This window comes from Empedobacter sp. GD03797, assembly GCF_029842105.1.
Taxonomy (GTDB): Bacteria; Bacteroidota; Bacteroidia; order Flavobacteriales; family Weeksellaceae; genus Empedobacter; species Empedobacter falsenii_C.
In genome coordinates, this window is record NZ_JAOCFS010000028.1 from 19,569 (window position 1) to 41,144 (window position 21,576).

General features: G+C 31.3%; 20 protein-coding genes and 3 tRNA genes. 9 read left to right on the forward strand and 14 right to left on the reverse strand.

The window, feature by feature from the left end; translation table 11 throughout:
- The first annotated feature begins 2 nt into the window (after positions 1 to 2).
- A complete protein-coding gene (locus tag N5D90_RS14290; RefSeq protein WP_260542862.1) occupies positions 3 to 623 on the forward strand; it encodes an NADAR family protein in 621 nt (206 codons plus the stop codon).
- A gap of 120 nt (positions 624 to 743) precedes the next feature.
- Here N5D90_RS14290 and N5D90_RS14295 read toward each other — a convergent pair whose 3' ends face one another.
- The 3 genes from N5D90_RS14295 to N5D90_RS14305 all read right to left on the reverse strand — a co-directional run bounded on the left by N5D90_RS14295 (position 744) and on the right by N5D90_RS14305 (position 6,416).
- Positions 744 to 1,364: a master DNA invertase Mpi family serine-type recombinase gene (locus N5D90_RS14295; RefSeq protein ID WP_280062962.1), complete on the reverse strand. Its 621-nt coding sequence runs from the start codon at positions 1,362 to 1,364 to the stop codon at positions 744 to 746.
- A gap of 91 nt (positions 1,365 to 1,455) precedes the next feature.
- The gene (locus N5D90_RS14300) at positions 1,456 to 4,809 is read right to left on the reverse strand and encodes an Eco57I restriction-modification methylase domain-containing protein (protein WP_280062964.1); all 3,354 of its coding nucleotides are present in this window, start codon (positions 4,807 to 4,809) and stop codon (positions 1,456 to 1,458) included.
- A gap of 227 nt (positions 4,810 to 5,036) precedes the next feature.
- Positions 5,037 to 6,416 (reverse strand): DUF4041 domain-containing protein, encoded by a 1,380-nt coding sequence (locus tag N5D90_RS14305; protein WP_280062966.1) that lies wholly within the window; start codon positions 6,414 to 6,416, stop codon positions 5,037 to 5,039.
- A gap of 124 nt (positions 6,417 to 6,540) precedes the next feature.
- On the opposite strand from N5D90_RS14305, the gene N5D90_RS14310 reads away from it, so the two are divergent.
- The 5 genes from N5D90_RS14310 to N5D90_RS14330 all read left to right on the forward strand — a co-directional run bounded on the left by N5D90_RS14310 (position 6,541) and on the right by N5D90_RS14330 (position 10,683).
- On the forward strand, positions 6,541 to 7,119 hold the full coding sequence (locus N5D90_RS14310; protein ID WP_280062968.1) for a hypothetical protein: 579 nt from the start codon (positions 6,541 to 6,543) through the stop codon (positions 7,117 to 7,119).
- 39 nt (positions 7,120 to 7,158) lie between these two features.
- Positions 7,159 to 7,653 (forward strand): hypothetical protein, encoded by a 495-nt coding sequence (locus tag N5D90_RS14315; protein ID WP_280062969.1) that lies wholly within the window; start codon positions 7,159 to 7,161, stop codon positions 7,651 to 7,653.
- Positions 7,654 to 8,472: 819 nt separating this feature from the next.
- Positions 8,473 to 8,733: a hypothetical protein gene (locus tag N5D90_RS14320; protein ID WP_280062971.1), complete on the forward strand. Its 261-nt coding sequence runs from the start codon at positions 8,473 to 8,475 to the stop codon at positions 8,731 to 8,733.
- Between the two features lie 27 nt (positions 8,734 to 8,760).
- Complete coding sequence (locus N5D90_RS14325) at positions 8,761 to 9,504, forward strand: AraC family transcriptional regulator (protein ID WP_280062973.1); 744 nt, start codon at positions 8,761 to 8,763, stop codon at positions 9,502 to 9,504.
- 21 nt (positions 9,505 to 9,525) lie between these two features.
- Positions 9,526 to 10,683 (forward strand): NAD(P)/FAD-dependent oxidoreductase, encoded by a 1,158-nt coding sequence (locus tag N5D90_RS14330; RefSeq protein WP_280062975.1) that lies wholly within the window; start codon positions 9,526 to 9,528, stop codon positions 10,681 to 10,683.
- Between the two features lie 583 nt (positions 10,684 to 11,266).
- Here the strand turns inward: N5D90_RS14330 and N5D90_RS14335 are convergent.
- The 4 genes from N5D90_RS14335 to mce all read right to left on the reverse strand — a co-directional run bounded on the left by N5D90_RS14335 (position 11,267) and on the right by mce (position 12,022).
- Positions 11,267 to 11,340, reverse strand: a tRNA-Ile gene (locus tag N5D90_RS14335).
- 29 nt (positions 11,341 to 11,369) lie between these two features.
- Positions 11,370 to 11,443: transfer RNA gene (locus N5D90_RS14340), tRNA-Ile, on the reverse strand.
- A 30-nt stretch (positions 11,444 to 11,473) separates the two neighbouring features.
- Positions 11,474 to 11,547, reverse strand: a tRNA-Ile gene (locus tag N5D90_RS14345).
- Positions 11,548 to 11,623: 76 nt separating this feature from the next.
- Positions 11,624 to 12,022: a methylmalonyl-CoA epimerase gene (mce, locus tag N5D90_RS14350; RefSeq protein ID WP_114999403.1), complete on the reverse strand. Its 399-nt coding sequence runs from the start codon at positions 12,020 to 12,022 to the stop codon at positions 11,624 to 11,626.
- Between the two features lie 78 nt (positions 12,023 to 12,100).
- On the opposite strand from mce, the gene N5D90_RS14355 reads away from it, so the two are divergent.
- Positions 12,101 to 12,853, forward strand: coding sequence for a tetratricopeptide repeat protein (locus tag N5D90_RS14355; RefSeq protein ID WP_038337013.1), 753 nt, complete (start codon positions 12,101 to 12,103; stop codon positions 12,851 to 12,853).
- 114 nt (positions 12,854 to 12,967) lie between these two features.
- Entirely contained in the window at positions 12,968 to 13,306 is a 339-nt protein-coding gene (locus N5D90_RS14360; protein WP_125350109.1) for a hypothetical protein, read from the forward strand.
- A gap of 49 nt (positions 13,307 to 13,355) precedes the next feature.
- On the opposite strand, the gene N5D90_RS14365 is transcribed toward N5D90_RS14360, so the two are convergent.
- The 7 genes from N5D90_RS14365 to N5D90_RS14395 form a co-directional block, all read right to left on the reverse strand.
- Positions 13,356 to 13,736 (reverse strand): hypothetical protein, encoded by a 381-nt coding sequence (locus tag N5D90_RS14365; RefSeq protein WP_125350110.1) that lies wholly within the window; start codon positions 13,734 to 13,736, stop codon positions 13,356 to 13,358.
- A 680-nt stretch (positions 13,737 to 14,416) separates the two neighbouring features.
- Positions 14,417 to 15,289 (reverse strand): hypothetical protein, encoded by an 873-nt coding sequence (locus tag N5D90_RS14370; protein WP_280062976.1) that lies wholly within the window; start codon positions 15,287 to 15,289, stop codon positions 14,417 to 14,419.
- Between the two features lie 78 nt (positions 15,290 to 15,367).
- Positions 15,368 to 16,390, reverse strand: a complete 1,023-nt coding sequence (locus N5D90_RS14375; protein WP_280062978.1) for an AMP-binding protein — start codon at positions 16,388 to 16,390, stop codon at positions 15,368 to 15,370.
- A gap of 1 nt (position 16,391) precedes the next feature.
- On the reverse strand, positions 16,392 to 17,003 hold the full coding sequence (locus N5D90_RS14380) for a DUF1684 domain-containing protein (protein ID WP_280062980.1): 612 nt from the start codon (positions 17,001 to 17,003) through the stop codon (positions 16,392 to 16,394).
- On the reverse strand, positions 17,000 to 18,040 hold the full coding sequence (locus N5D90_RS14385; RefSeq protein WP_280062981.1) for an o-succinylbenzoate synthase: 1,041 nt from the start codon (positions 18,038 to 18,040) through the stop codon (positions 17,000 to 17,002). Before N5D90_RS14385 ends, N5D90_RS14380 begins: the two co-directional genes overlap by 4 nt.
- A 75-nt stretch (positions 18,041 to 18,115) precedes the next feature.
- Positions 18,116 to 18,541, reverse strand: coding sequence for a VOC family protein (locus N5D90_RS14390; protein WP_280062983.1), 426 nt, complete (start codon positions 18,539 to 18,541; stop codon positions 18,116 to 18,118).
- A gap of 99 nt (positions 18,542 to 18,640) precedes the next feature.
- Entirely contained in the window at positions 18,641 to 19,210 is a 570-nt protein-coding gene (locus tag N5D90_RS14395) for a GNAT family protein (protein ID WP_280062984.1), read from the reverse strand.
- An 83-nt stretch (positions 19,211 to 19,293) separates the two neighbouring features.
- On the opposite strand from N5D90_RS14395, the gene N5D90_RS14400 reads away from it, so the two are divergent.
- Positions 19,294 to 21,576, forward strand: a 2,283-nt coding sequence (locus N5D90_RS14400; protein WP_280062986.1) for a TonB-dependent receptor domain-containing protein, incomplete at its 3' end; no start/stop codon positions are given.

Genomic DNA, 21,576 nt, shown 5'->3' on the forward strand with positions numbered 1-21,576 from the left:
ACATGGACACGAACTTCAGAAAATATGATTATAATGATATAATTACATTTGCCAAAACAGATGGTAAATTTGGTGGACTATCTAATATGTCTCCTGGTTTTACCTTGTTTATCAATGAAATTAATATTCAAAGTTCTGAAATATTATATCAAGCTTGTAAATTTTCTTTATTTCCTAACATTCAAGAGGAGATAATTAAAACACAAAACCCAATGGATGCAAAAAAAATTAGTCGTAAATACAATCAATATGTACGTCAAGATTGGGAAAAAATAAAATTTAAAGTTATGAGGTGGTGTTTAGAAATAAAACTAATACAGAACTTTAATAAATTTTCTAACATATTGTTATCAACAAATGATAAGATTATTGTTGAATTTTCTAAAACAGATAATATTTGGGGGGCTATTCCAACAGATAATAAAAATGTTCTTGAAGGAAAAAATGCTTTAGGAAGATTATTAATGGAATTGAGATCAAAGATTCAATCAGGTATTCTTAATGAAAATTCAATAATTTATCCATTACCTATATCAGGTTTTAATTTATATGATTATCCTATTGAGGAAATTAGAGGTATTGATTACTTTATAAATGATTTAGACGAAATATACGCATATTAAGCATATATAGGCTTACCTTTGCGAATTAAAAAAATAAAATATAAACCTCGCTTAAAAACTCTAGCGAGGTTTTTTTTACATTATAACTAAAAATATAGTTGGATAATTTAAATGGTTTTTCTAAAAATCTGATTTATATGCTAATACTTCTGGGTTGTTTTTTATAAAAGATGTTACTGTTAATCTATGTACTCCTAATATGCGACCGATGGCACTGTATGAAACATTCTTTTCTAATAACTCTTTAATTTGTTTTTCTTGCCCTGTTAATTTCGTTTTAGACGACTTTCTGCCTTTAGGGCGTCCAAGTATCACTCCTTCTGCTTTTTTACGTGCTAAAGCTTCTTTGGTACGTTGAGAAATTAAATTACGTTCTATTTCAGCAGAAAGACCAAAAGCAAAAGCTAATACTTTTGAATTAATGTCGCTACCTAATCTGTAATTATCTTTAATAGTCCATACTTGTATGTCTCTATTCATACATTCGTTTAGTACCCCCATTATCATTAGCAAGTTACGTCCTAAACGAGATAATTCGGAACATACTAAAATGTCGCCAGGTTTCATTTTTTTTAATAATTTACCTAATTTACGATCTTCTACTTGCTTGGCTCCTGATATTGTTTCTTCTATCCATTTGGTTACGAATAATTCTTGATTATCGCAGAACTGATTGATCTCGAATCGTTGATTTTCTACTGTTTGTTTGTCTGTACTTACTCTGATGTATCCGTAAATCATTCTTCATTTAATTTGATGCAAAAATGATGAGAAATTGTCTAAAAAAAATAGAGACTATTTTTTTATACAGAAATGAAACTACTTTAATTATTCAATAAAAAAACTGATTAAAATAATCGTCCCAATAACTTATACTATCTTGGGTTTCAAACCACTTATTATTTGTTTTTTTTCGACTTCCTATATCCCCTGTTTGTTTTAATCTATCATATCCAAAACTCAAAAGGTGTTCTTTTACAGCAGGATATAGTTCAATATCTATTTTTAGGCTAGGAAAGGTTGTTATAATGTATAAATCCGCAAAATCATAAGAATAACGCTTAATATCACGTCCACGTAGTAACGGTCGTATAATTTCGGCAGATTTTGGGTCTTGATCAATCAGTTCTTCACGCTTTTTACCATCAATGATGAATGCTTCGTTATACCCTGTAAGAATCCCTCTGTTTATTCTAATGTTCCAATCTTTTAAAGGCGTGCCAACTGCCTCAATTTTAGTTTTTATGCTTTGCTCTATGGGTGATAAAACCACCCAACTATCATATGAATTGAAGTTGGTTAATATTTGGTTTTGTCTAAAATAATCCCCCAAATTATTTATTACTTTTTCTTTTACGATACAAGCAAGAGTTCGGTATTGATTCTGTTGTTTTTTAAACATTAGAATATTAGTATCAACTGTTGCAGAATCAAATATTTGAATTCCTCCAAAATCAATTAAGACTTTAGGATTTGTTTGCTCAATAAAATATTGTCTTAAACTCTCTCCATAGGCAGCACGCATCCACTTATTAGAAGTAATAAAAATTAAGCATCCGTTTGGTTTTAAAATATTATTTCCTATTTCGTAAAACAAACTATAGATGTCTCCCGTTTTTGCAAATGAAGCATAATTTAATTTTTGAAGCATATTACTTGCTTCTTTCATTTTTTGTAATTGAATATAAGGCGGATTCCCGATGATGACATCAAATCCAACATAAGAACCATCATCTGCTAATACTTCAGGAAACTCAAAGCGCCACTCGAAACTATTCTGAAACATGACATTGTCCAAAATTTCTTGTTTCTCTTTGGTTAATTTCTCTGCTTTTAGTTTCAATTTTTTTAAATTGTCTCTATCTGCTTTTTTAATCTTTTCTCCGAATAATGTTAAGTTATCTAAACGTGATTTTTCGTTTTCATATTCACCCACGGCTTTAGATATTTTTTCTTTGATTTTAGCATCTAAAGTTGTTCTAAAATTATTTTTGATGTTTCGGATAATGGTTTCTACTTCAGCTTTTTTTGCTTTACTATTCGTGTGTTTGTACTCACTAACCGCAGTTTTATAGTCGTTTATTGAATATGTAACTTCTTTATTTTTAAACGCTTGTTTTAAACTGTCGTCTAGCTTAAATCGGTGAACTAACGAATTACCACATTTAATATTGATATCGATATTTGGTAATGTTTGCAATTCGCCTTCAGTTGTGTAATATGCATTCTTTAACAGCTCTATCCATAGACGTAAACGACAAATATTTACCGAATTGGGATTGATGTCTACACCAAATAAACAATTCTCAATTAGGGTTTGTTTTTCATGAAACAATGTTTTTTGAATATGAAGACTATTTACATCTTGTCGATTATACTCGAATAATTCACCCTCGTTATAAGCAATATATAACTCATCATTTTCTATTGAAACTTCACACGGTATTCTTTCACCTTGTTCATTAGAAAGGATTCCTAATTCACTTTTTACAGCAATTAATTCATTTAAAGCAGAAACTAAAAAGTGCCCAGAACCTACAGCGGGATCACATATTTTTAAAGTATTGATGGTATTATTTAATTTGATTCTATCCTCTTTTTTAAAGAAACTTTGACAATAAGCTTTTACATCTTCAAAAGTTTCGATAGAATGATGATATTCTGCTTTGAATTTATCCACCACAGCCTCTCTAATCGCTTCTTTACACATAAACATTGTAATGTACCCAGGTGTATAGAATGAGCCGTCTTTGTATCCATTAATTTTCTCGAAGATTAGACCCAAAACCGAAGCATTAATTAATGTTTTTCCATTTTGTTCATCTTCAATATCTGTATTAGCATCAGCCGAAAAATCGTATGAATCTAAGAATCGGAAGATATAATCGAGCGTATTTAATTTACCATTTAATTTTTTACCGTTATTATCTTTTAAAATTGTACCTGAAAAAACTTGCATTTCTTCATCTTTCAGTGCAGTAATATCAAATGTTAAACGCTCCATTTCACTATGTTCAAACAAACTACTATTTAGATAAGGGATATTCTTGAAACGTTCCTTGTTTTTATCGTGTCTTTCATTTAATGGCCTTGCTAATGCTGAAAAGAATAAATCGTTTAAAGCATCATAACCATTTAGAAAATTAAAATTTAAGAATTTGTATTCTTTGGATTTGTTATAACTGACTAACTGTGATTCTAGTAATTTAAGAAATAGAATACGGTTGATCCAATTAATACATAACTCTAACCCTACATTGAAAGCTTTCTCTGGAGAATTTGGTATATTCGTTATACGATCTAGATAACTTTTATCTTCTAATGTATAAATTGTATTTTCTAATATAGAAGCATAATCACGTTCTTTAGGATCTTTTCTTACAATTACCTTTTTAGACCCTGTTTTCTCTTTTATTTCTTCTAAACCGATAATATGAAGTAACTCTTTGTAGAAATCATTGTTTAACTTATTACTATCATTACCAAATGATTTACCTAATAAATGCGTATCAGAAAATAATTTATATAGGTTACTAATTTTAGTATCATTGTATTTTGTTATTTCTTTCGTGTCTAATTTAATGTGTACATATGGAAGTTTGTCTTTTATCTTCTCAATATAAATTGCAGCTATTTCTTTATAGAATAGCTCGTTTTTAGCAGTGTCTTTTAATCCATCACGGAAACGCGCATATTCTTTTATTAATTCTGTATTTTTATAAAAATAATCGTAAAAGTCTTCCCCTTTGAAAAAGAACCATTCAATCCCATTGGTAACTATAATTTGCTTTATGTTATTATTCTTATAATCGATGCGTTCGCGTAAATAATATAATAAAACTTCTTGTAACGCTTTTTTATTGATATTATTCGTTGAAATAAATTCGGCTTTATTACTCGGTCTTTTGGCTTCTATAATAACACCAACATCACTTTTAGCTGTCTTATCTAAATAAATAGCTAAATCAATTCGATCTTTGGTATTGATTAAATTCTTTCGATAAAATGTATTGGTTAAGAACTTCTTTATAGGTTCTTTTAAATGTTCTTCAGATTCATTTCTACTATCACTAATTCCAATCGATTCTAAGCAAGCTAATAATTCAGATTTGAAATTTTCAACTTCTTTGCGGATTGGCTTAAATTGGCGATAAGCGGGATTTAATGCTTTAACGATAGATATCATTTCATATTAGTTTAGTTATTAAATATAACAATACATCTATAAAGAAATAAAATTTTAACATATAAAACTATCTAACAAACACTTATCGAGTTGAGTGTTTTTAAATATTCATCTCTATAACAATATTGTTATAATATTTTAGCCACATCAAAAATGCTTAAAAAGCTCTTATCCTATAATTTTTTAGATATTCATCATAATTGGTGAGTTTGATTAAATTGTACGAATTACATTAAACTCGTTGGGAATTCTTCTTCAATCATTTCAATTGATTCTATAGTTGATTGTTCTTTTAGTAGTAATGATTCTCTATATTCCATAGCCTCTGCATCTGTTATAAATTCAGCTTCAAAGCCTAACTCTAGTATCTTTTCTTTAATTTCTTGAAGAGTTACATTAAAAAACTCTCTTCTATAGTTAAACAAATTAACAGCTTTATCTGCAAAAGCTTTATGCAATTCATATTCTAAGGTTCTGGCTTCATCACTATAAATCATGGCATGAACATCAAATCGAAATGGAACTGAGGCATCTCCTAATTCTCGTACCCTATCCAAAGGTTCTAGCCTTCTTGTCATTCCTATTTTAAATACATTTTCTCCAAAAGAACCAATATTTGAAATAATATACACATGTCCTCTCTTGGTTTGTTGAGCCATAGATAAAGCTCTTTCCTTTTTTAACCTTGCTTCTTCCAATTCTTTTTCGAGTTGCTCTATTTGCAATTTTAATTCTTCCGAATTATTAGCCCCTTGCTCCTTTCTTACTTTTTCTAAAGCTTTTTGGAAATAGGCTTCTTCTTTTTCTGCATCTTTTTGAGCTTTCTCAAATTCTCTTTTTGCTTTTTCTTCTTCCCTTAGCTCATCTTGAATTGCCTTAGCTTCTTCTTTTTCTTGTTGTTTTTTTAATTGAAACTCATATTCGAGGATAATCTCTTTCAATTTTAGCTCTAAATAATCATTCGTTATTCTTACTTGCTGTCCCTCTCCTAATTTATTTAAAGCGGTAAATGATTTTTTAATTCTTTCTTTTATTTGATTGATATTATTCCATTTTACTTTACCTAATAACGCGTCACATTCCCCATTAAATGCTCTTAATAGTAATTTTATATACTTATTTGTAGCAGCCCTTCCTTTGGCTTCGCTCCCATCTATGGTCCAAGTTGTATCACATACACAGGCTTTATCAACGGTAATTAAATGTTTTTGTCGATCTCTAATAGATGATTGTTCGTACCTATATTGGTCTGATTTTTCGAAATCAAACAAAGGTTCATATAATCCAAATTCAGCTAAATCTAATTGGTTTTCATAAATAGAAATCTTCGATTTTAAATCTTTATAGACATCTAGCGAATTGAGGTATTTATTATTTAATTCATCTAAATCATTCTTTTTCGAAACAAGTTGATTATTGACTTCTGTATCTAATGCGTCAAATTTTTCTTTTTCTGTTTTTATATAGAATTCTATATCTACTATTCCGTTATATCTAGTTAGATTAGAGTTCAATTCAGAATTAGTATTTTCTAAACTAATAATCTTTTTTTCGAGTTCAGAAATTTTATCAAATTCTTTCTTTTTTAAAAAATCAAATATTCCCATCGCAATTAATTTTCTTGATACAACAAAACTACATAGAGCGTTACAATCTAATTTACGTGAAACCGTAAGTTAGTAGAAAAAAAATTATTCATATTTGAAAGTGTATAACATTAAACCTAATACGATGACGAATGAAATAACAGAAGAAATAGACCAAAAACTGGAAAACATCTATACATACATCTTAACTAAAAAAAATACTTATAAATTTAACCTTTCTCATTTACCAGAAATTAATGACTACACAACCAATATCTTAGAAGCTATACATTTTGATGAAATATTCAAAGAATTAAATAAGAAGACTCATAATTGCATCTATTGGTTTGAATTAAAAGATGAACAAAAATGTTTGGAATTGAATACTTTGTTGGACAACAACAGAGAAAAATTAAGTAATCAATACAGAGTAATTCCACCGAAAAATAAAAATCAAGATAGCAACGTTTTATATGTAGGGATTAGAAGAGGTGGAGTTAGAAAAAGAGATCAATTATCCAATCTTTCTGGTAGAATAGTCCAACATTTGGGATATTATGAAAGAGGCTCAACGCAAGGACTTCAATTAGTACATTGGTGCAAAGGACTTGATTTCGATATCAACTTGAATGTTGTAGAACTTGAAAATTTACCGAACGATTACTTAAATGTTGTAGAAAAAATCCTTTCTTATCATCTAAAACCTTTGTGTGGTAGACATTAAATTGTTTACTTTAATTAAATAGTAAAATCAATACATTCTATGAAAAATAAATTATTAGTCCTATCATTCTTGCTTAGCTATACTATTTTTGCGCAGAACTGCGAGGAAATTCAAAAAGAGAATGATTATTTAAAACAAATCCTTCATATCAACACAGCCGAATACAAAACGGAATTTGATAAAACAGAATTCTCAATCACTAAAATAGAAGGTGATACAAAGCAACAAACTGTGACATTTACCATCTTGGTCAACAACAAAGATGTCAATAAGGTTATAGCAATGGGGACTTTCAGTGCAATAGATTTAGAAGGGGATGAGTACAAAAAACAAGATTTTGCAGAAATAAAAGGCTTAAATTCCCTTGGAAGCGAAACTTTTAGTACCAATGTACCAAAAAAGATAGAACCTATTCTAGTAAAAGTCCCTGTAAATACACAGTTAATCAAACTTTTCAAATTCAACTATTATTCGGACATTCTACATGATTATAAAACAATCGAATTCCGTGATCTAAAAATAAAGTGGAAATAAATTAGATAAAACTTACCTCAATCTTAGACTTAATACATTTTACATCATACTTAATACATAAAAATCTCAACCTCATTTCCACACTCCCCTTACCCCTCTCAAGAGGGAAAATTATCTCCTTGGTTTTGTATATTTATCGTCTAAGTCTTCGATACAACGCTTTGCAAACGTCACTCTGACTGACGAAGCCAGTCCCCTTAGTGGAGCCGAAGGGTAATTCATTTTTTAAGTACTTTTTACATCTAAAATCGTAAATCAAAAATCTGGAATTTTTACCTTACCCTCAATCTTAGACTTAGTACATTTTACATCATACTTAATACATAAAAACCTCAACCTCATTTCCACACTCCCCTTACTCCTTTCAAGAAGGAAATTATCTCCCTGATTTTGTATATTTATCGTCTAAGTCTTCGATACAACGTTTTGCAAACGTCACTCTGACTGACGAATCAAGCCACCTGAGCGAAATCGAAGGGTAATTCAGCTTAACTTATACGTTATTATTAACATAATTGCATTTACTAAATGTCATCTTGAACTCGTTTCAAGATCTCATCCTCAAATATTTTTTACATAATACATATTACATTGTACATTTTACAACTTTCTCAATACTAACATCTCAATACTAACATCTACTTTTTACAATTCAAGAATCTAATCTGTAATAATACTTAATACTAATACTCAATAAAAACCGTTCTCAAAGGAAAAATACACCCAATAAAAACAATTCAATTTCAGAAATACCAATCGTTTTGAAATTAGTATATTAGCCAATATCATGAAATAGTTTATCCAAAAGCAATATACAAAATGAACATCAGCAACATAGCCCTAAAATGTAAGATCGATCAAAACGATTTGCAAGAATTAATATATGGTAATATTACAATCGGAATTGAAAAAAGATTAGACGTTTCAAAAGATTCTCTGCAAAATTTTATCTACGGTCACGTTGACGAAGAAATTTCGCAAAAATTTGATCTTTCGAAAGAGGACTTACAATTCCTACGCTATCAAAAAGGCGGAGATGGAGCGATAGGAATGATTATGGGATTGCTTTTAATAAAATAGAACCAGATAAAATACCAACTTGCAACAATGAACCCGCTTAATTTTCATTTCAAAAAACCAGATACTGATTTAATCGACTTTGTATATGCGTTTTCGGCTTTGACGAATGTCACAGAGATAGATAAAGGGATTATTATCCCAAATGGAAAAATTGATTTGATGTGGTGTAAAACGAAAGATAATACATGGGAAGTATTATTGATGGGATTGGAAACCAAAGCCAAGGAAATGCCGCACAATGATTTTGAAGTTTTTTATTGTATTAGTTTCAACCCTTTATCTCTTGAGTATATTTTGAAAGTTTCGATTGCCGAAATACTAAACACAGCAAAGAAATTACCTGTTGATTTTTGGGAATTAGAAATGGATGATTTTGATGATTTCTGTAATAAAGCAACTGCTAAAATCAGGTGTTTAATTCCGAGTAAAATAGATGAAAGGAAACGCCAATTATTTCGATTCATTTTCGAAAAAGATGGACAAATCAATGTAAAAGAACTTTCCGAAAAAATAGGTTGGAGTGAGCGTCAAATCAATCGTTATTTCAATCAAAAACTAGGCATTTCACTAAAATCATATTGCACCATCGTACGATTTCAAGCTTCTCTTCCTTATATAAAACAAGGAAAATTAGCGCCTCAATTTGATCATTTTACAGATCAATCGCATTTTATCAAAGAAATCAAGAAATTATCAGGTGTATCACCAAAAGAACTTTTTAAAAATGAAAACGACCGATTTTTACAATTTTTGGTCTATTCTGAAAAGTAATTTTGTCGAAAATAAAATCATATGCTAATAGCAAATAAAAAAGTAGCCATTATTGGTGGTGGACCTGGTGGATTAACCTTAGCCAAATTATTGGTGATGAATGGTGTTGATGCAATTGTTTATGAAAGAGATACCGACCAAAATGCCCGTGTACAAGGTTCTCCCTTGGATATGCATGACGAATCGGGTTTGGCAGCACTTCGAAAAGCAGGATTGTTAGAAGAATTCAAGCATAATTATATGGTGGGTGCCGATCGAATGCAGATAATGAACGAGAATGCCGAGATTTTCTACAGTAATCATGAGCATAAAGCCTTGGAGAATTTTGGAGCAGCAGATTTTCGTCCAGAAATCGATCGAGGAGTTCTTCGAAAAATTTTATTAAATTCTTTACCAGAAAGTCGTGTGATGTGGGATCATCACTTTATTTCGATGCAACAAGAAGGTGAAGGTTGGTGTGTACAGTTCAAAAATGGAAAAACAGCATATGCCGATTTGGTGATTGTTGCCGATGGAGCCAATTCCAAAATTAGAACCTATGTAACAGATTATAAAGCTTTTTATTCGGGAATTACAATGCTAGAAGGCTCTATTCACAATGCCAAGAATACAGCTCCTACAATCTCTAAGCTTTTGAAAGGTGGAAAAATAATGGCTTTTGGGAACAACAAAAATATCTTGATGGGACAAAAAGCAAATGATGAAATTGGATTTTATGCTAGCATGAGAGTAGATGAAAATTGGTCAACCGAAAATAAATTAAATTATAACGACAATGCCCAATTGTTGGAGTGGTTTCGTCTAACTTATCCCGAATGGTCAACAATTTGGCATGAATTAATTGCAAATACACAATCATTTGTTCCCCGTCCAATTTATTGTATTCCATTTGATCAAGAATGGGAGACTAAAAATAATTTAACGTTGATAGGTGACGCGGCTCATGTGATGCCTCCATTTGCTGGTGAAGGTGTAAATATGGCTATGTTAGATGCCTTAGAATTAAGCCAAAATTTGATTTCTGATACATGCTCAAATAGTAAAGAAGCCATTGAACACTATGAAATTAAAATGCGCAAAAGAGCTTCGGAAGTAGCACAAGAATCTTTGGAAAACGGAAATAAAATGCATTCTATAAATGCATTAGAAACAATGCTTTCTTTTTTTAAGAACCATTAATTAAAAGCCTACAGACGAGTCACATCTAGCTATGCGAAACCAGATTCAATTTGATAAATACGTTATTTTAGTACTTTTTACATATTACATTGTACAACCATCTCATATCTAAAATCTCAACCTCATTTCACACTCCCCAACCCCTCTCAAGATGGGAATATAAGAATGTGATCTAGTATACTTTTATTTATTTCAAAAAACAATTACAAGAAAATATCCCCTTGAGGGGATTATAGGGGTGTTATTTTTACGCTTAACCTTTTACGTATTTAATAATCCCAATAGAAACATAGCAATCTACTTACTATGTTATAAAGATTATCTTCTCTATCACTGTTAATATTTCTGCATCCATTCTATGTATCTATGTGGTGAATATTAATTTTATTCTGAGCCAAATAAAACATCTAATCGGCTCATAATTTGCACTTTTTTGAGCCATTTAATCAAAATAATCGGCTCATCGTTAAATGAAAGTCTTTCAAGTTTACTTAAAAACACATCGAAACTTTATATTTAATCAATTATAAATAAAACTAAAAATTGTAGACATAAAAAAAGCACCTTCTAAAAGGTGCTTTTGTGGTCCCACTTGGGCTCGAACCAAGGACTTGCTGATTATGAGTCAGCTACTCTAACCAACTGAGTTATAGGACCAGAGAATTTCTCTTGTTATTTTCAATGTGTGGTCCCACTTGGGCTCGAACCAAGGACTTGCTGATTATGAGTCAGCTACTCTAACCAACTGAGTTATAGGACCAGAGAAAATTTCTCGTGTATTTTAATGTTGTGGTCCCACTTGGGCTCGAACCAAGGACTTGCTGATTATGAGTCAGCTACTCTAACCAGCTGAGTTATAGGACCAGAGAATTAAGCAATAAAAAGGAAGCTATCACCTAATTCGTTTGCAATATTAAAGCTATTTTTTTGAACTTCAAAATTATTTTACATCTTCGCAAAGCTCTACCAATACGCCATTTGTTGTTTTAGGATGCAAAAAAACAATACGCTTATTATCTGCTCCTAATTTTGGCGTTTCGTTGATAAAAGTAAACCCTTGATTTTTAAGACGCTCTATTTCGACTTCGATATTATCTACCCCAAAAGCAATGTGGTGAATTCCTTCGCGATTTTTTTCTAAATATTTTTCAATAGCACTATCATTTTTTTCAGAACCGACCAATTCAATCTTCGATTCGCCTACTTCAAAAAAAGAGGTTCTCACACCTTCCGACTCCACTGCTTCTTCTTTGTACGGTGCTTTTCCCAATAATTTTTCAAATAATTCATTCGATAATCCCAAATCTTTTACGGCAATTCCTAAATGTTCTATTTTCATGTGTGTTGTTTTGAGTAAAGATAAACTTTTCTAAAATTTTTTATTTAAAATTTAAAGAGTTTGTTGTAATATTGAACTATGAGTTTTTATGAAGATGGGAGTCAATATCTCCGCAAAGGTCAGTATAGAAAAGCGATTGATTATTTTACATTATCGATTAAGCGTCAAATAGAAGTGGCAAATTCATATTTCGGTCGTGGATTGAGCCAATATTATATGAAACAAAATACAGATGCAATCAAGGATTTTGATAAAGCAATTGAATTAGATGATAAAAATCCAAACTTCTATTTCTACAGAGGAATGGCAAATTTCAATCAATATAATCCAACAAAAGCAGCTGAGAATTTTGATAAAGTGATCGAGATTGATCCGGCAAGTTTTGTAGCTTATCATCAAAAAGGTTATGTATTGATGAATTTGAACAAATACGATGAGGCGATCGAATGTTTCAATAAAGCTTTAGAAATTAATCCAGATTACGAATCATGTTACCACAATCGTGCATTTTGCTACGATCAATTACAACAATTGGATAAAGCAATCGAAGATTATTCGAAAGTAATCGAAATGAAACCACATTTCTTGTCGTATTACAACAGAGGAAATACTTATTTTGTTTTGAATGATTTAGAAAATGCATTGAACGATTTTAATCAATCAATCGAGTTAAATCCAAATCATTTCTTATCATACTACAACAAAGGCGCAATCCTAGAAAAATTTGAGAAACAAGCCGAAGCTGTAGAGGAATACAAAAAAGCATTGCAGTTGAATCCTGAATTTTATTTAGCTGCCGAAAGATTAGCACAATTAGAAAATCAACAATAAAACATAGAAATCGTTTCGAATTGGAACGATTTTTTTTTATGTCATTTATTTCTTATCGTAAATCAATGTTAGACCATGCGTTGTGTTGTTAATTTGCCTTAAAATTAATCTAATATGCAAGTACAAATCGCCGTTTATGGTAAAAACAAAGAAATTGTAGACACGTTAGAACGCGTGATTAACAAAAATGAAAACTGGAAAGCATTTTGTACCTGCTCACAAGAAGAATTGAAAGGATACGTATCAACAAATAATATCCAAATAATATTATACAGTAGTGGAATTGGTGCTTCGGAGGTAGAGAAAATGGAGGAATGGATAAGCACTTATTTCCCTACGATAAAGCAAATCCATCATTATGGTGGCGGAAGTGGTTTGTTGAAGTGCGAAATTGATGGCGCTTTGGCTGGAATAAAACCTATTAGCAAAGCAAAAATCAATGTTATTCTTTAGCCTTTTAAGAGAAAAAAGCTTTTCAGTTGTAGATGAAAAGCTCTTTTTTTTACATATTTTTTATAATCCAATAATCTCGGGAAATCCCAACATCATTGCGATTAACTTCTATTTCGTCGCAAAAATCTAAAAATAATTCGTCCAAAGTTTTATCAATTTTTGGTGTAGAACCGAACAATTTCGTTAGAATGGGATTAGTTTCGTGCTCCAATAACTTCCCTGTAAACTGCTGAATGTTATTTTCTTTAATTCCAATAAATGTACTTGGCGCAAAAACCATCACCTCGTCCGCATCAATCACCAAAAATGTTTTTGATTTTTTGATTAACTGAATCGATTTCTTTTTTTCTTCATCCGTTCCAACTTCTAGACTTTCCAAAAACAACTCGACGTTATCAAAAACTTCTTCCTTATCTTGAACAAATTCCATCTTATAAATTTTAGCAAAATTAAAGTTTTTTTTCTGATTGTCCACTTTTATTCATGTTATCTATTTATCATTTCAATAGAAAAATCTTCCTCTCTTTATGCGAAGCTGAACTAAATTCAGCTTGACAAATACTTTATTTTATAACTTAATTGCATTTACTAAATTGTCATCTTGAACTCGTTTCAAGATCTCATCTTACATACTATTTCAACGCATCAAAAAATCTCAACCTTAACCTTAACCTCATTTCCACATTCCCCTAACCCCTCTCAAGAAGGGAATTCTATCAAAAATATCCCCTTGAAGGGATGACAGGGGTGTTAATTTATCTATATTTTTAATTCTCAAAACGAATTTAAACCCGACATACGATTTGCAGACGAGCTTCAATCCATTGAAACGAATGTAAAAAAGATTAGTGAACGATAGTGAATCATTTAATCTTTTTAGAGAGTAAAATGAAGATTGAACGTCGAAAATCGAAGTCTTGACTTTTTTGGTTCATTTTTGTGTCAAGACAAAAAGAACATATATCTTTTAATAGATTCTTCTCTTCACTCCATTTCGCCGTATCGAAAAATCTTAACCTTAACCTCATTTCCACACTCCCCTAACCCCCTCTCAAGAGGGGAATTCTATCAAAAATATCCCCTTGAGGGAATTATAGGGGTGTTAAAAAACTAATCTTCTTTCAATAGAATTTCAACTTCTAAATATTCGTGGTAATTTTTGACAAAATCATGGTCAAAATCAATGTCTTCTAAGCGCATTTGCACACTTTTTTTATCGACATCAATGTAATCTAAAATCGTTTGAACATTATAAAGTTCAAGATTATGAAACGTAGGATACAACGTAATTTGCTTTAAGGTAAGTGCCATAATAAAACAATTGATTCCATTAAAATTAACCCCGATATCAGCGAAATTTTTATAAAAAGCAATCAAATTTGTTTTGAGTTGAAGATTATAATTAAAACTTCTTAATTTGAAGTTTTTCAAGACCAATCGATTCGTCGTTTTCAGAACAATTTCTTCAGTAATCTGAAGATTTTTACTCAATAATTCTAAAACTTGTTTGTCTTCGACCAATTGATATAAAATATTCAAATAACGTTTAGCTTCTTCAAACTCAAACAATTCCAAACTCACTAAAATCGATAAGAAAAGAAAACGTTGATTTGTAGGATACACAATTTCAATCTCTTTCAAATACTTTTGTGCTTCCTCAAATTTCAATTTATGAATATAATATTCGGCAATGTAAAAATTAGTCGCATATAAGTAATAATCTTCCTTTTTCGCTTCTAAAAGATACAATATCGACTCTTCGTTGAAGTTTAAATTGCGCTGAACAACTCCTTTCAGAAAAAGTGCTTTTTTATCTTTTGGATATTCGTGTAGCAACTGATTTAATAAATCTTGTGCCTTAATTAATTGCTGAATCGGATTGTGAATAAACGAAAAACTTTTCCAAATGGGATATTGATTCTCATCCATCTCGTCGTCAAGAATCAAGAAAAAAATATCATTAAAAAGTTTATTGTAATCCACAGTATAAGTTTTTTAGTAGTGCTAAAATTAAGCTATTTTTAGGTAAAATACACGAACAAAATAAAAAATAGGTCGGTTCTAAAACTGTTGTCTTTTTACTTTTCCACTTTCAGTTCGTGGAAATTGATCGATAAAAACAATTTCTTTCGGTTGTTGGTATTTAGTTAAATCTGCGGAAGAAAAATCCAAGCTCCTCTCCTCTCCTTCCACAACTAAAATTAATTTCTGGCCTAATAATTCATCGGCTTTTGAGGTAATATAAAACTCAGAATTAATGAACGATTTCAGCTTATTTTCTATTTGTTCAGGAAATAATTTTATTCCACCCGAATTAATCACATTATCCGCTCTTCCAATCCAGTTAAATTTACGTTGATCGATGATTTCAACCACATCATTCGTTACAACTTGCAAACCGTCATAAGGCGTATCAATCACCAAACAACCGCGTTCATCTTGCGAAATATTTACCTCATCAAACGCTTCAAAAAATTGTTCTGCATCAGGATATTTTTGATTTGCAACTTGTTTAAACGCAATATGTGTAATCGTTTCCGTCATCGCATACGTTTCGTAGACTTCGTTCTCAAAAGCAAACAATTCTTGTTTCACTTTCTCCGAAAGAGGAGCTCCTCCGATGATTAACTTTTGACATCTCGAAACAAAATCAATCGAATTTTCGACTTGCATAGGCGTTAACGCAACAAAATCAATCGAAGTAAAGTCTTGCGAAATTCCACGGTTAATTTCATCCAGAGAAATATGTGAAGTTGGTTGCATACAAATCAGTTTCAATCCAATTTCTATTGCACGAACCAACATCAATTTTCCAGCAATATAAGTAACAGGCATCACCAATAAAGCCGAATTTCCTTTCTCTAAATGCAAATATCTTCCCGTCATATTCGCACTTTTACGCATATTTTCTTTGGTCAAAATAATCTCTTTCGGAGTTCCGGTAGAACCCGAAGTATGCGCAATCATGATGTCAGAATCAGAAAACCATTCAACCAAAAAATCTTTAACCGACTGCTCAAATTCATTGGTAACTTGAATAGCGTTAAAATCAAAATTAGGTTGAGAAAAATCTAAATACAACATTCTATTTATGATAACTTACACCTGCATTAATTTCGACATCCAACACATTATTCGCTGGCGGAATGGGACAATTGTAATGTTTGCTATATGCACAATATGGATTATACACTTGGTTAAAATCTAACGTAATTTCATTGGCTGTTATACCCAAATCTTTTGTGGTCAAATCCAAATAACGTCCGCCTCCATAAGACGTCACACCGTTTGTTTCGTCCATAAAAGGTAAAAACAAACTGTCTGCATATTTCTCCATAATTGGTGAAGATTGATAAACCGTCAGCGTTTGTTCAACATTATCCAACATGAACGTTACCGTTCCATATTCTTTGTAATTTTTGATTTTTTTCGCAGAAGTAGGAAACGGAATCACCTTTCCATCTTTGATTGGCGTAAATTTCGCTTTCACTATATATTTTTCGCTAATCGGAAAAAATGTAATCCCTTTGAAATTCGTTTTTTCTTCGTCTACCAATGGCGTCGTTTTAGGATCAGTGTAAAAAGTCGCCAATTCGGTTTGATATTTTTGAATTGCAGCTAAATCAATTGTTTTTTTTGTCGTGTGACAGCTCATTAAAACGATTGTTGCAAAAAATGCGATAATTACTTTATTCATGCTAATTTGTTTCGAAATAAATATTCTCCTCTTAATTCTAATCGACTTGGAAAATTGTTTGTAAACAAACCTCCTGTTCCCAATCCTTGTGGCATTTCTGGGTATAAAATTGCCGTCCATTGTGCAATAGCGTTTAAGCCTATATTACTTTCCAAAGCTGATGTTATCCAAAACGGGATTTCATATGTATCTGCTGCATTAATCCATTCCAACGAACCTCTAATTCCACCAACTAAGCTTGGTTTTAGAATAATATATTGCGGTTTGATTTTTTCTAATAATTTGAATTTATCTTCTTGATGAACTATTCCGATTAATTCTTCGTCCAACGCAATTGGTGTCGGTGTTGTGGCGCATAATTCCGTCATCAAATCGATTTGTCCAGCTTTGATAGGTTGTTCAATCGAATGTATTTTTAAATCAGCCAATTGTTGCAAGACAACTTTTGCTTCTTCAAATGTAAAACCTCCATTCGCATCTACTCTCAATTCTAATTGATCAGCAGAAAAATCTTGTCTTAATTGTTGAATAATTTTGTGTTCATTTTCCCAATCAACGCCAATTTTCAATTTGATACAATTGAAACCAATTGCTAATTTTTCTTTGATTTGTTCGCGCATAAAATCAATCGAACCCATCCAAATTAAACCATTGGTCTGAATACCTTGATCACCTGTCGAAAAAGCCGATTCGTACAAATCTGGATTCAATTTATCTGTATAATTTTCGTTGTAACGATTCGCAGACATACTCTGAAAAGCCTGCTCTACACCAAACTGAATCGAAGGCCATTCGCGCAATTCACGCCACAATTCATCAACTCCTAAGTCAATATTGTCACAAACCCATTGCAATTTTTCTTCATAATCAGGACGATCATCAAAACTCAATCCTTTAAACAATCCACATTCACCAACATATTCTTTTCCATCTTCTTCTAATGTAAAAAGATACGTCAATTTCTCTGTCAAAACGCCGCGCGAAGTACCGCTTGGATTTTTGAATTTCAAAATATAAGGTTCAAAACTTGCTTTCATACTTCAAATTTAGTCAAATATGATGAGCTCCGAAAGTAGTTTTGGGAGAAATAATCTGCAAAATTTTCCTACCGATTAAGCATTTTCCAATGCAGCGATATCAAACTTTTTCATTTTCATAAACGCTTGCATTATGCTTTGAGCTTTTTCTGGATTACTCAAAAGTTTTGGTAAAACAGTTGGCACAACTTGCCAAGAAAGACCAAATTTATCTTTTAACCAGCCACAATTCCCTTCTTCTCCGCCATTCGAAGTAAGATTATTCCAATAAAAATCAATTTCTTCTTGCGTTTCACAATCAATAACAAATGAAGTCGCTTCATTAAACTTAAAATTTGGACCTCCATTCAATCCCATAAACTTTTTTCCGTTCAACTCAAAAATAACCACCATCTGATTATCGGTTATAATTTTTGAATTAGGAAAAATCGAACAATAAAAATTTGCAGCTTCTTGCGCTTGTCCATCAAACCATAGACACGGATAAATTTCATTTTTCATATTGTGTAGTTTTTAAATTATGACTTCGATTAACAATCTTGATTTATTGAATCGTTCGACAATTAATTTTGAGAAAGAAAAGAATAAACTATTAAATTTTTAATAAATTTTATCTTCCAATTGTTTCTTCAACTCATTTTCCCAATCTTGTTTCAAAATACTCAAAACAATAGTATCCCTTCTATAGCCATTTGGTAAAAGAGTGTGACTTCTCAAAACACCTTCCACTTCTGCTCCAATAGACTGCATTGCAGCAATACTTTTCTTATTACGAGTATCAGCATTAAATTCAATTCGTTGGAAATCTAGTACTTCAAAAGCATAATTTAACAAAAGAAGCTTACAGCTTTTGTTTACTTTAGTTCCCTGCGCTTCTTTACCATACCATGTATAACCAACTTTTACCACTTTATTTTTAGGTTTAATCTCATACAAACGTGTAGATCCAACATATTTTTCAGAAACTTTATCATAAACAGCAAATGGAATATGATCTTTTTCGTGATAATGTTGAATCGCAATATTTATATAATCTTCCATATCCTTTTCAGTTTCCATCAAAACAGTAGAAAGTATCCAAATATCGCGCTGATTGACAAACTCTTTTAAATATTTAAAGTGTGAAGAATTTAAAACTTCTAACCTAATAAAATCATTTTCTAATATCATCTATTAAATTTAAGAATTATTTCACATTTAGGCATGTAACTTTTCAAACGGTTCTGCGTCTTATTTGTAAATAACCCTATAATATGAAAAAATACTTTCTTCCAATTATTTGTGTTGCAGCAATTCAGACCTATGCACAACAAGAAGTAAAAGGAATTATACAATATACCAACCAAACCCCAGTTGCTTTAGCAGATGTTGTGATTTCGCAAGGCGATAAAATTGTAGATGAAATTTCTACAGACGAAAATGGACATTTCTCAGTCGTTTTGGAAGAAGGTTCATATACGTTCAAGATAGAAGAAGCTGGTGTGACATTACATTCAGTAACACTTCAAGTTACAAAAAATGCTGATTTAGGTGTTATTTTAGTTCCAAAAACTGAAAATGTAACCTTAACGGAAGCGGTTGTAACAGGACAAAAAAAATTGGTTGAAAAGAAAGTAGACCGATTAATTTTCAATGTCGATCAAGCAGAAGGTGCAAAAGGAGGAAATGCCTTAGATGCCTTGAAACTTGCACCGCGTATTAAGGTGGAAGAAGCGACTGATGCGATTTCGATTATTGGAAAAGGTTCGGTAAGTGTCATGATTAATGACCGATTAATGCAAATGAGTAGTGAACAATTGGCAAATTATCTGAAAACCATTCGAACAGAAGATATTGAAAAAATTGAAGTCATTACAAATCCTCCAGCCAAATATGATGCGACAGGGAACAGTGGAATCATTAATATTGTATTGAAAAATGCAAAACAAGATAGCTTGAATGGATCTATTTCCACTTCATACAACCAGCAAAAATATGGTGGATTCAATTTGAATGGAAATATCAATTACCGCAAAGGAAAATGGACATTAACTTCTAATATTTACAGTGGTAAAGGAAATTGGTATGGTAAAAGTAAAAGCACAACCTTGTATCCTGATCAAAAATGGACTTCGGACGGAATTAATAAAAATGAGAACAATTATTATGGTGGTCGAATTGGTATTGATTATCAAATCAATGATAACTTAATTACAGGTTTCAATTTAGATATTTCACACGGTAAAGGAGAAAGTAAAGGAAATTCAGTCATTGATATTTTTGATTTGAAGAACAACACAACAGATCGTTATATGACGACGAATTGGGATGGTGGAAAATGGAATTGGAATTATCTTGGATTGAATTATCACATCATCAAAAAATTCAAAACAGAAGGTAAAAAGTTGACCTTCGATTTTGATTATTCGAATAACGGAAACGATAGCAATAACAAAAATATCAGCAATGAATTTGATCCGAATTGGACAGAAATTCCTGGTAGATACGAAAATAATTACAGCTTAAATGACGGTTCTTCAAACCGATTCAATGCAAGTATCGATATGGAGCATCCTGTTAATTCGTGGAAAATGAATTACGGGACACGTTTACGTTGGGCAACAGATGAAGCTGAAAATCAACGATTTTTAAAACTTAACCCGAATAATGATTTCCATGAAGATACCGATTTTGCAAGCAAATACAAATACAAGGAAAATGTTTATGCATTGTATTATTCGGTAGAAAAACAATTGAGCGAAAAGTTAACAGGAAAAGTTGGTTTACGTTATGAGCATGCACAAGTGAAAAGTATTATGGAGGATCCGAAAGATAATTACGAAAAAACTTATGACGGAATCTACCCAACTGCTTATTTAATGTATCAATCTTCAGAAAATCATTCATTTACCTTAAACTATAGTCGTCGTGTGGATCGTCCATTTATTTGGTATTTAAATCCGAGAAGAACGAAACAAAATGAGTATAATTATTCGGAAGGAAATCCTAATTTAACACCTTCTAATTCAAATAATTTCGAGTTAGAACATGCATATAAAGATTTATTGGTAACAAGTTTGTATTACCGCAATGCGAATGATCTTTTTGAGCAAGTAAGCATTATGGATCCCGATACCAAGATTACACTTTCAAAACCCTATAATATTGGAAAAACATATAGTATTGGTTTAAGTGAAAACATTAATGTAAAACCTTATAAATGGTGGAAAGTAAATGCTTCGGCAGATGTTTTCTATCGTAAAACAACCAGTAAAATTCCGGAAATGAATTATACATTGGATGGAATGAATGGGGAATTTAGAATTACAAATAATTTAGATTTAAATAAAAAGAAAACACTTTTTGCGAATTACACTTATTCGTATTACACTAAAAGTACAGATGGATTAGACAAATTTGGAGATTTTATGCGTCACAATATTGGTATGAGAGCAATGGTATTTAAGAAGAAATTACAACTTTCGGCAAATATTTCTAATCTTTTTGAAAATAAGAATGGAACTTACACAAGTACGTCTAATAACGTAACAAATATG

Coding starts and splice junctions, on each gene's coding strand:
- N5D90_RS14360 (WP_125350109.1), top strand. CDS start 12,968: ATGCAAGTACAAATCGCCGTTTATGGTAAAAACAAAGAAATTGTAGAC.
- N5D90_RS14295 (WP_280062962.1), bottom strand. CDS start 1,364: ATGATTTACGGATACATCAGAGTAAGTACAGACAAACAAACAGTAGAA.
- N5D90_RS14290 (WP_260542862.1), top strand. CDS start 3: ATGGACACGAACTTCAGAAAATATGATTATAATGATATAATTACATTT.
- N5D90_RS14385 (WP_280062981.1), bottom strand. CDS start 18,040: ATGAAAGCAAGTTTTGAACCTTATATTTTGAAATTCAAAAATCCAAGC.
- N5D90_RS14390 (WP_280062983.1), bottom strand. CDS start 18,541: ATGAAAAATGAAATTTATCCGTGTCTATGGTTTGATGGACAAGCGCAA.
- N5D90_RS14395 (WP_280062984.1), bottom strand. CDS start 19,210: ATGATATTAGAAAATGATTTTATTAGGTTAGAAGTTTTAAATTCTTCA.
- N5D90_RS14365 (WP_125350110.1), bottom strand. CDS start 13,736: ATGGAATTTGTTCAAGATAAGGAAGAAGTTTTTGATAACGTCGAGTTG.
- mce (WP_114999403.1), bottom strand. CDS start 12,022: ATGAAAATAGAACATTTAGGAATTGCCGTAAAAGATTTGGGATTATCG.
- N5D90_RS14315 (WP_280062969.1), top strand. CDS start 7,159: ATGAAAAATAAATTATTAGTCCTATCATTCTTGCTTAGCTATACTATT.
- N5D90_RS14375 (WP_280062978.1), bottom strand. CDS start 16,390: ATGTTGTATTTAGATTTTTCTCAACCTAATTTTGATTTTAACGCTATT.
- N5D90_RS14305 (WP_280062966.1), bottom strand. CDS start 6,416: ATGGGAATATTTGATTTTTTAAAAAAGAAAGAATTTGATAAAATTTCT.
- N5D90_RS14320 (WP_280062971.1), top strand. CDS start 8,473: ATGAACATCAGCAACATAGCCCTAAAATGTAAGATCGATCAAAACGAT.
- N5D90_RS14330 (WP_280062975.1), top strand. CDS start 9,526: ATGCTAATAGCAAATAAAAAAGTAGCCATTATTGGTGGTGGACCTGGT.
- N5D90_RS14325 (WP_280062973.1), top strand. CDS start 8,761: ATGAACCCGCTTAATTTTCATTTCAAAAAACCAGATACTGATTTAATC.
- N5D90_RS14310 (WP_280062968.1), top strand. CDS start 6,541: ATGACGAATGAAATAACAGAAGAAATAGACCAAAAACTGGAAAACATC.
- N5D90_RS14355 (WP_038337013.1), top strand. CDS start 12,101: ATGAGTTTTTATGAAGATGGGAGTCAATATCTCCGCAAAGGTCAGTAT.
- N5D90_RS14380 (WP_280062980.1), bottom strand. CDS start 17,003: ATGAATAAAGTAATTATCGCATTTTTTGCAACAATCGTTTTAATGAGC.
- N5D90_RS14300 (WP_280062964.1), bottom strand. CDS start 4,809: ATGATATCTATCGTTAAAGCATTAAATCCCGCTTATCGCCAATTTAAG.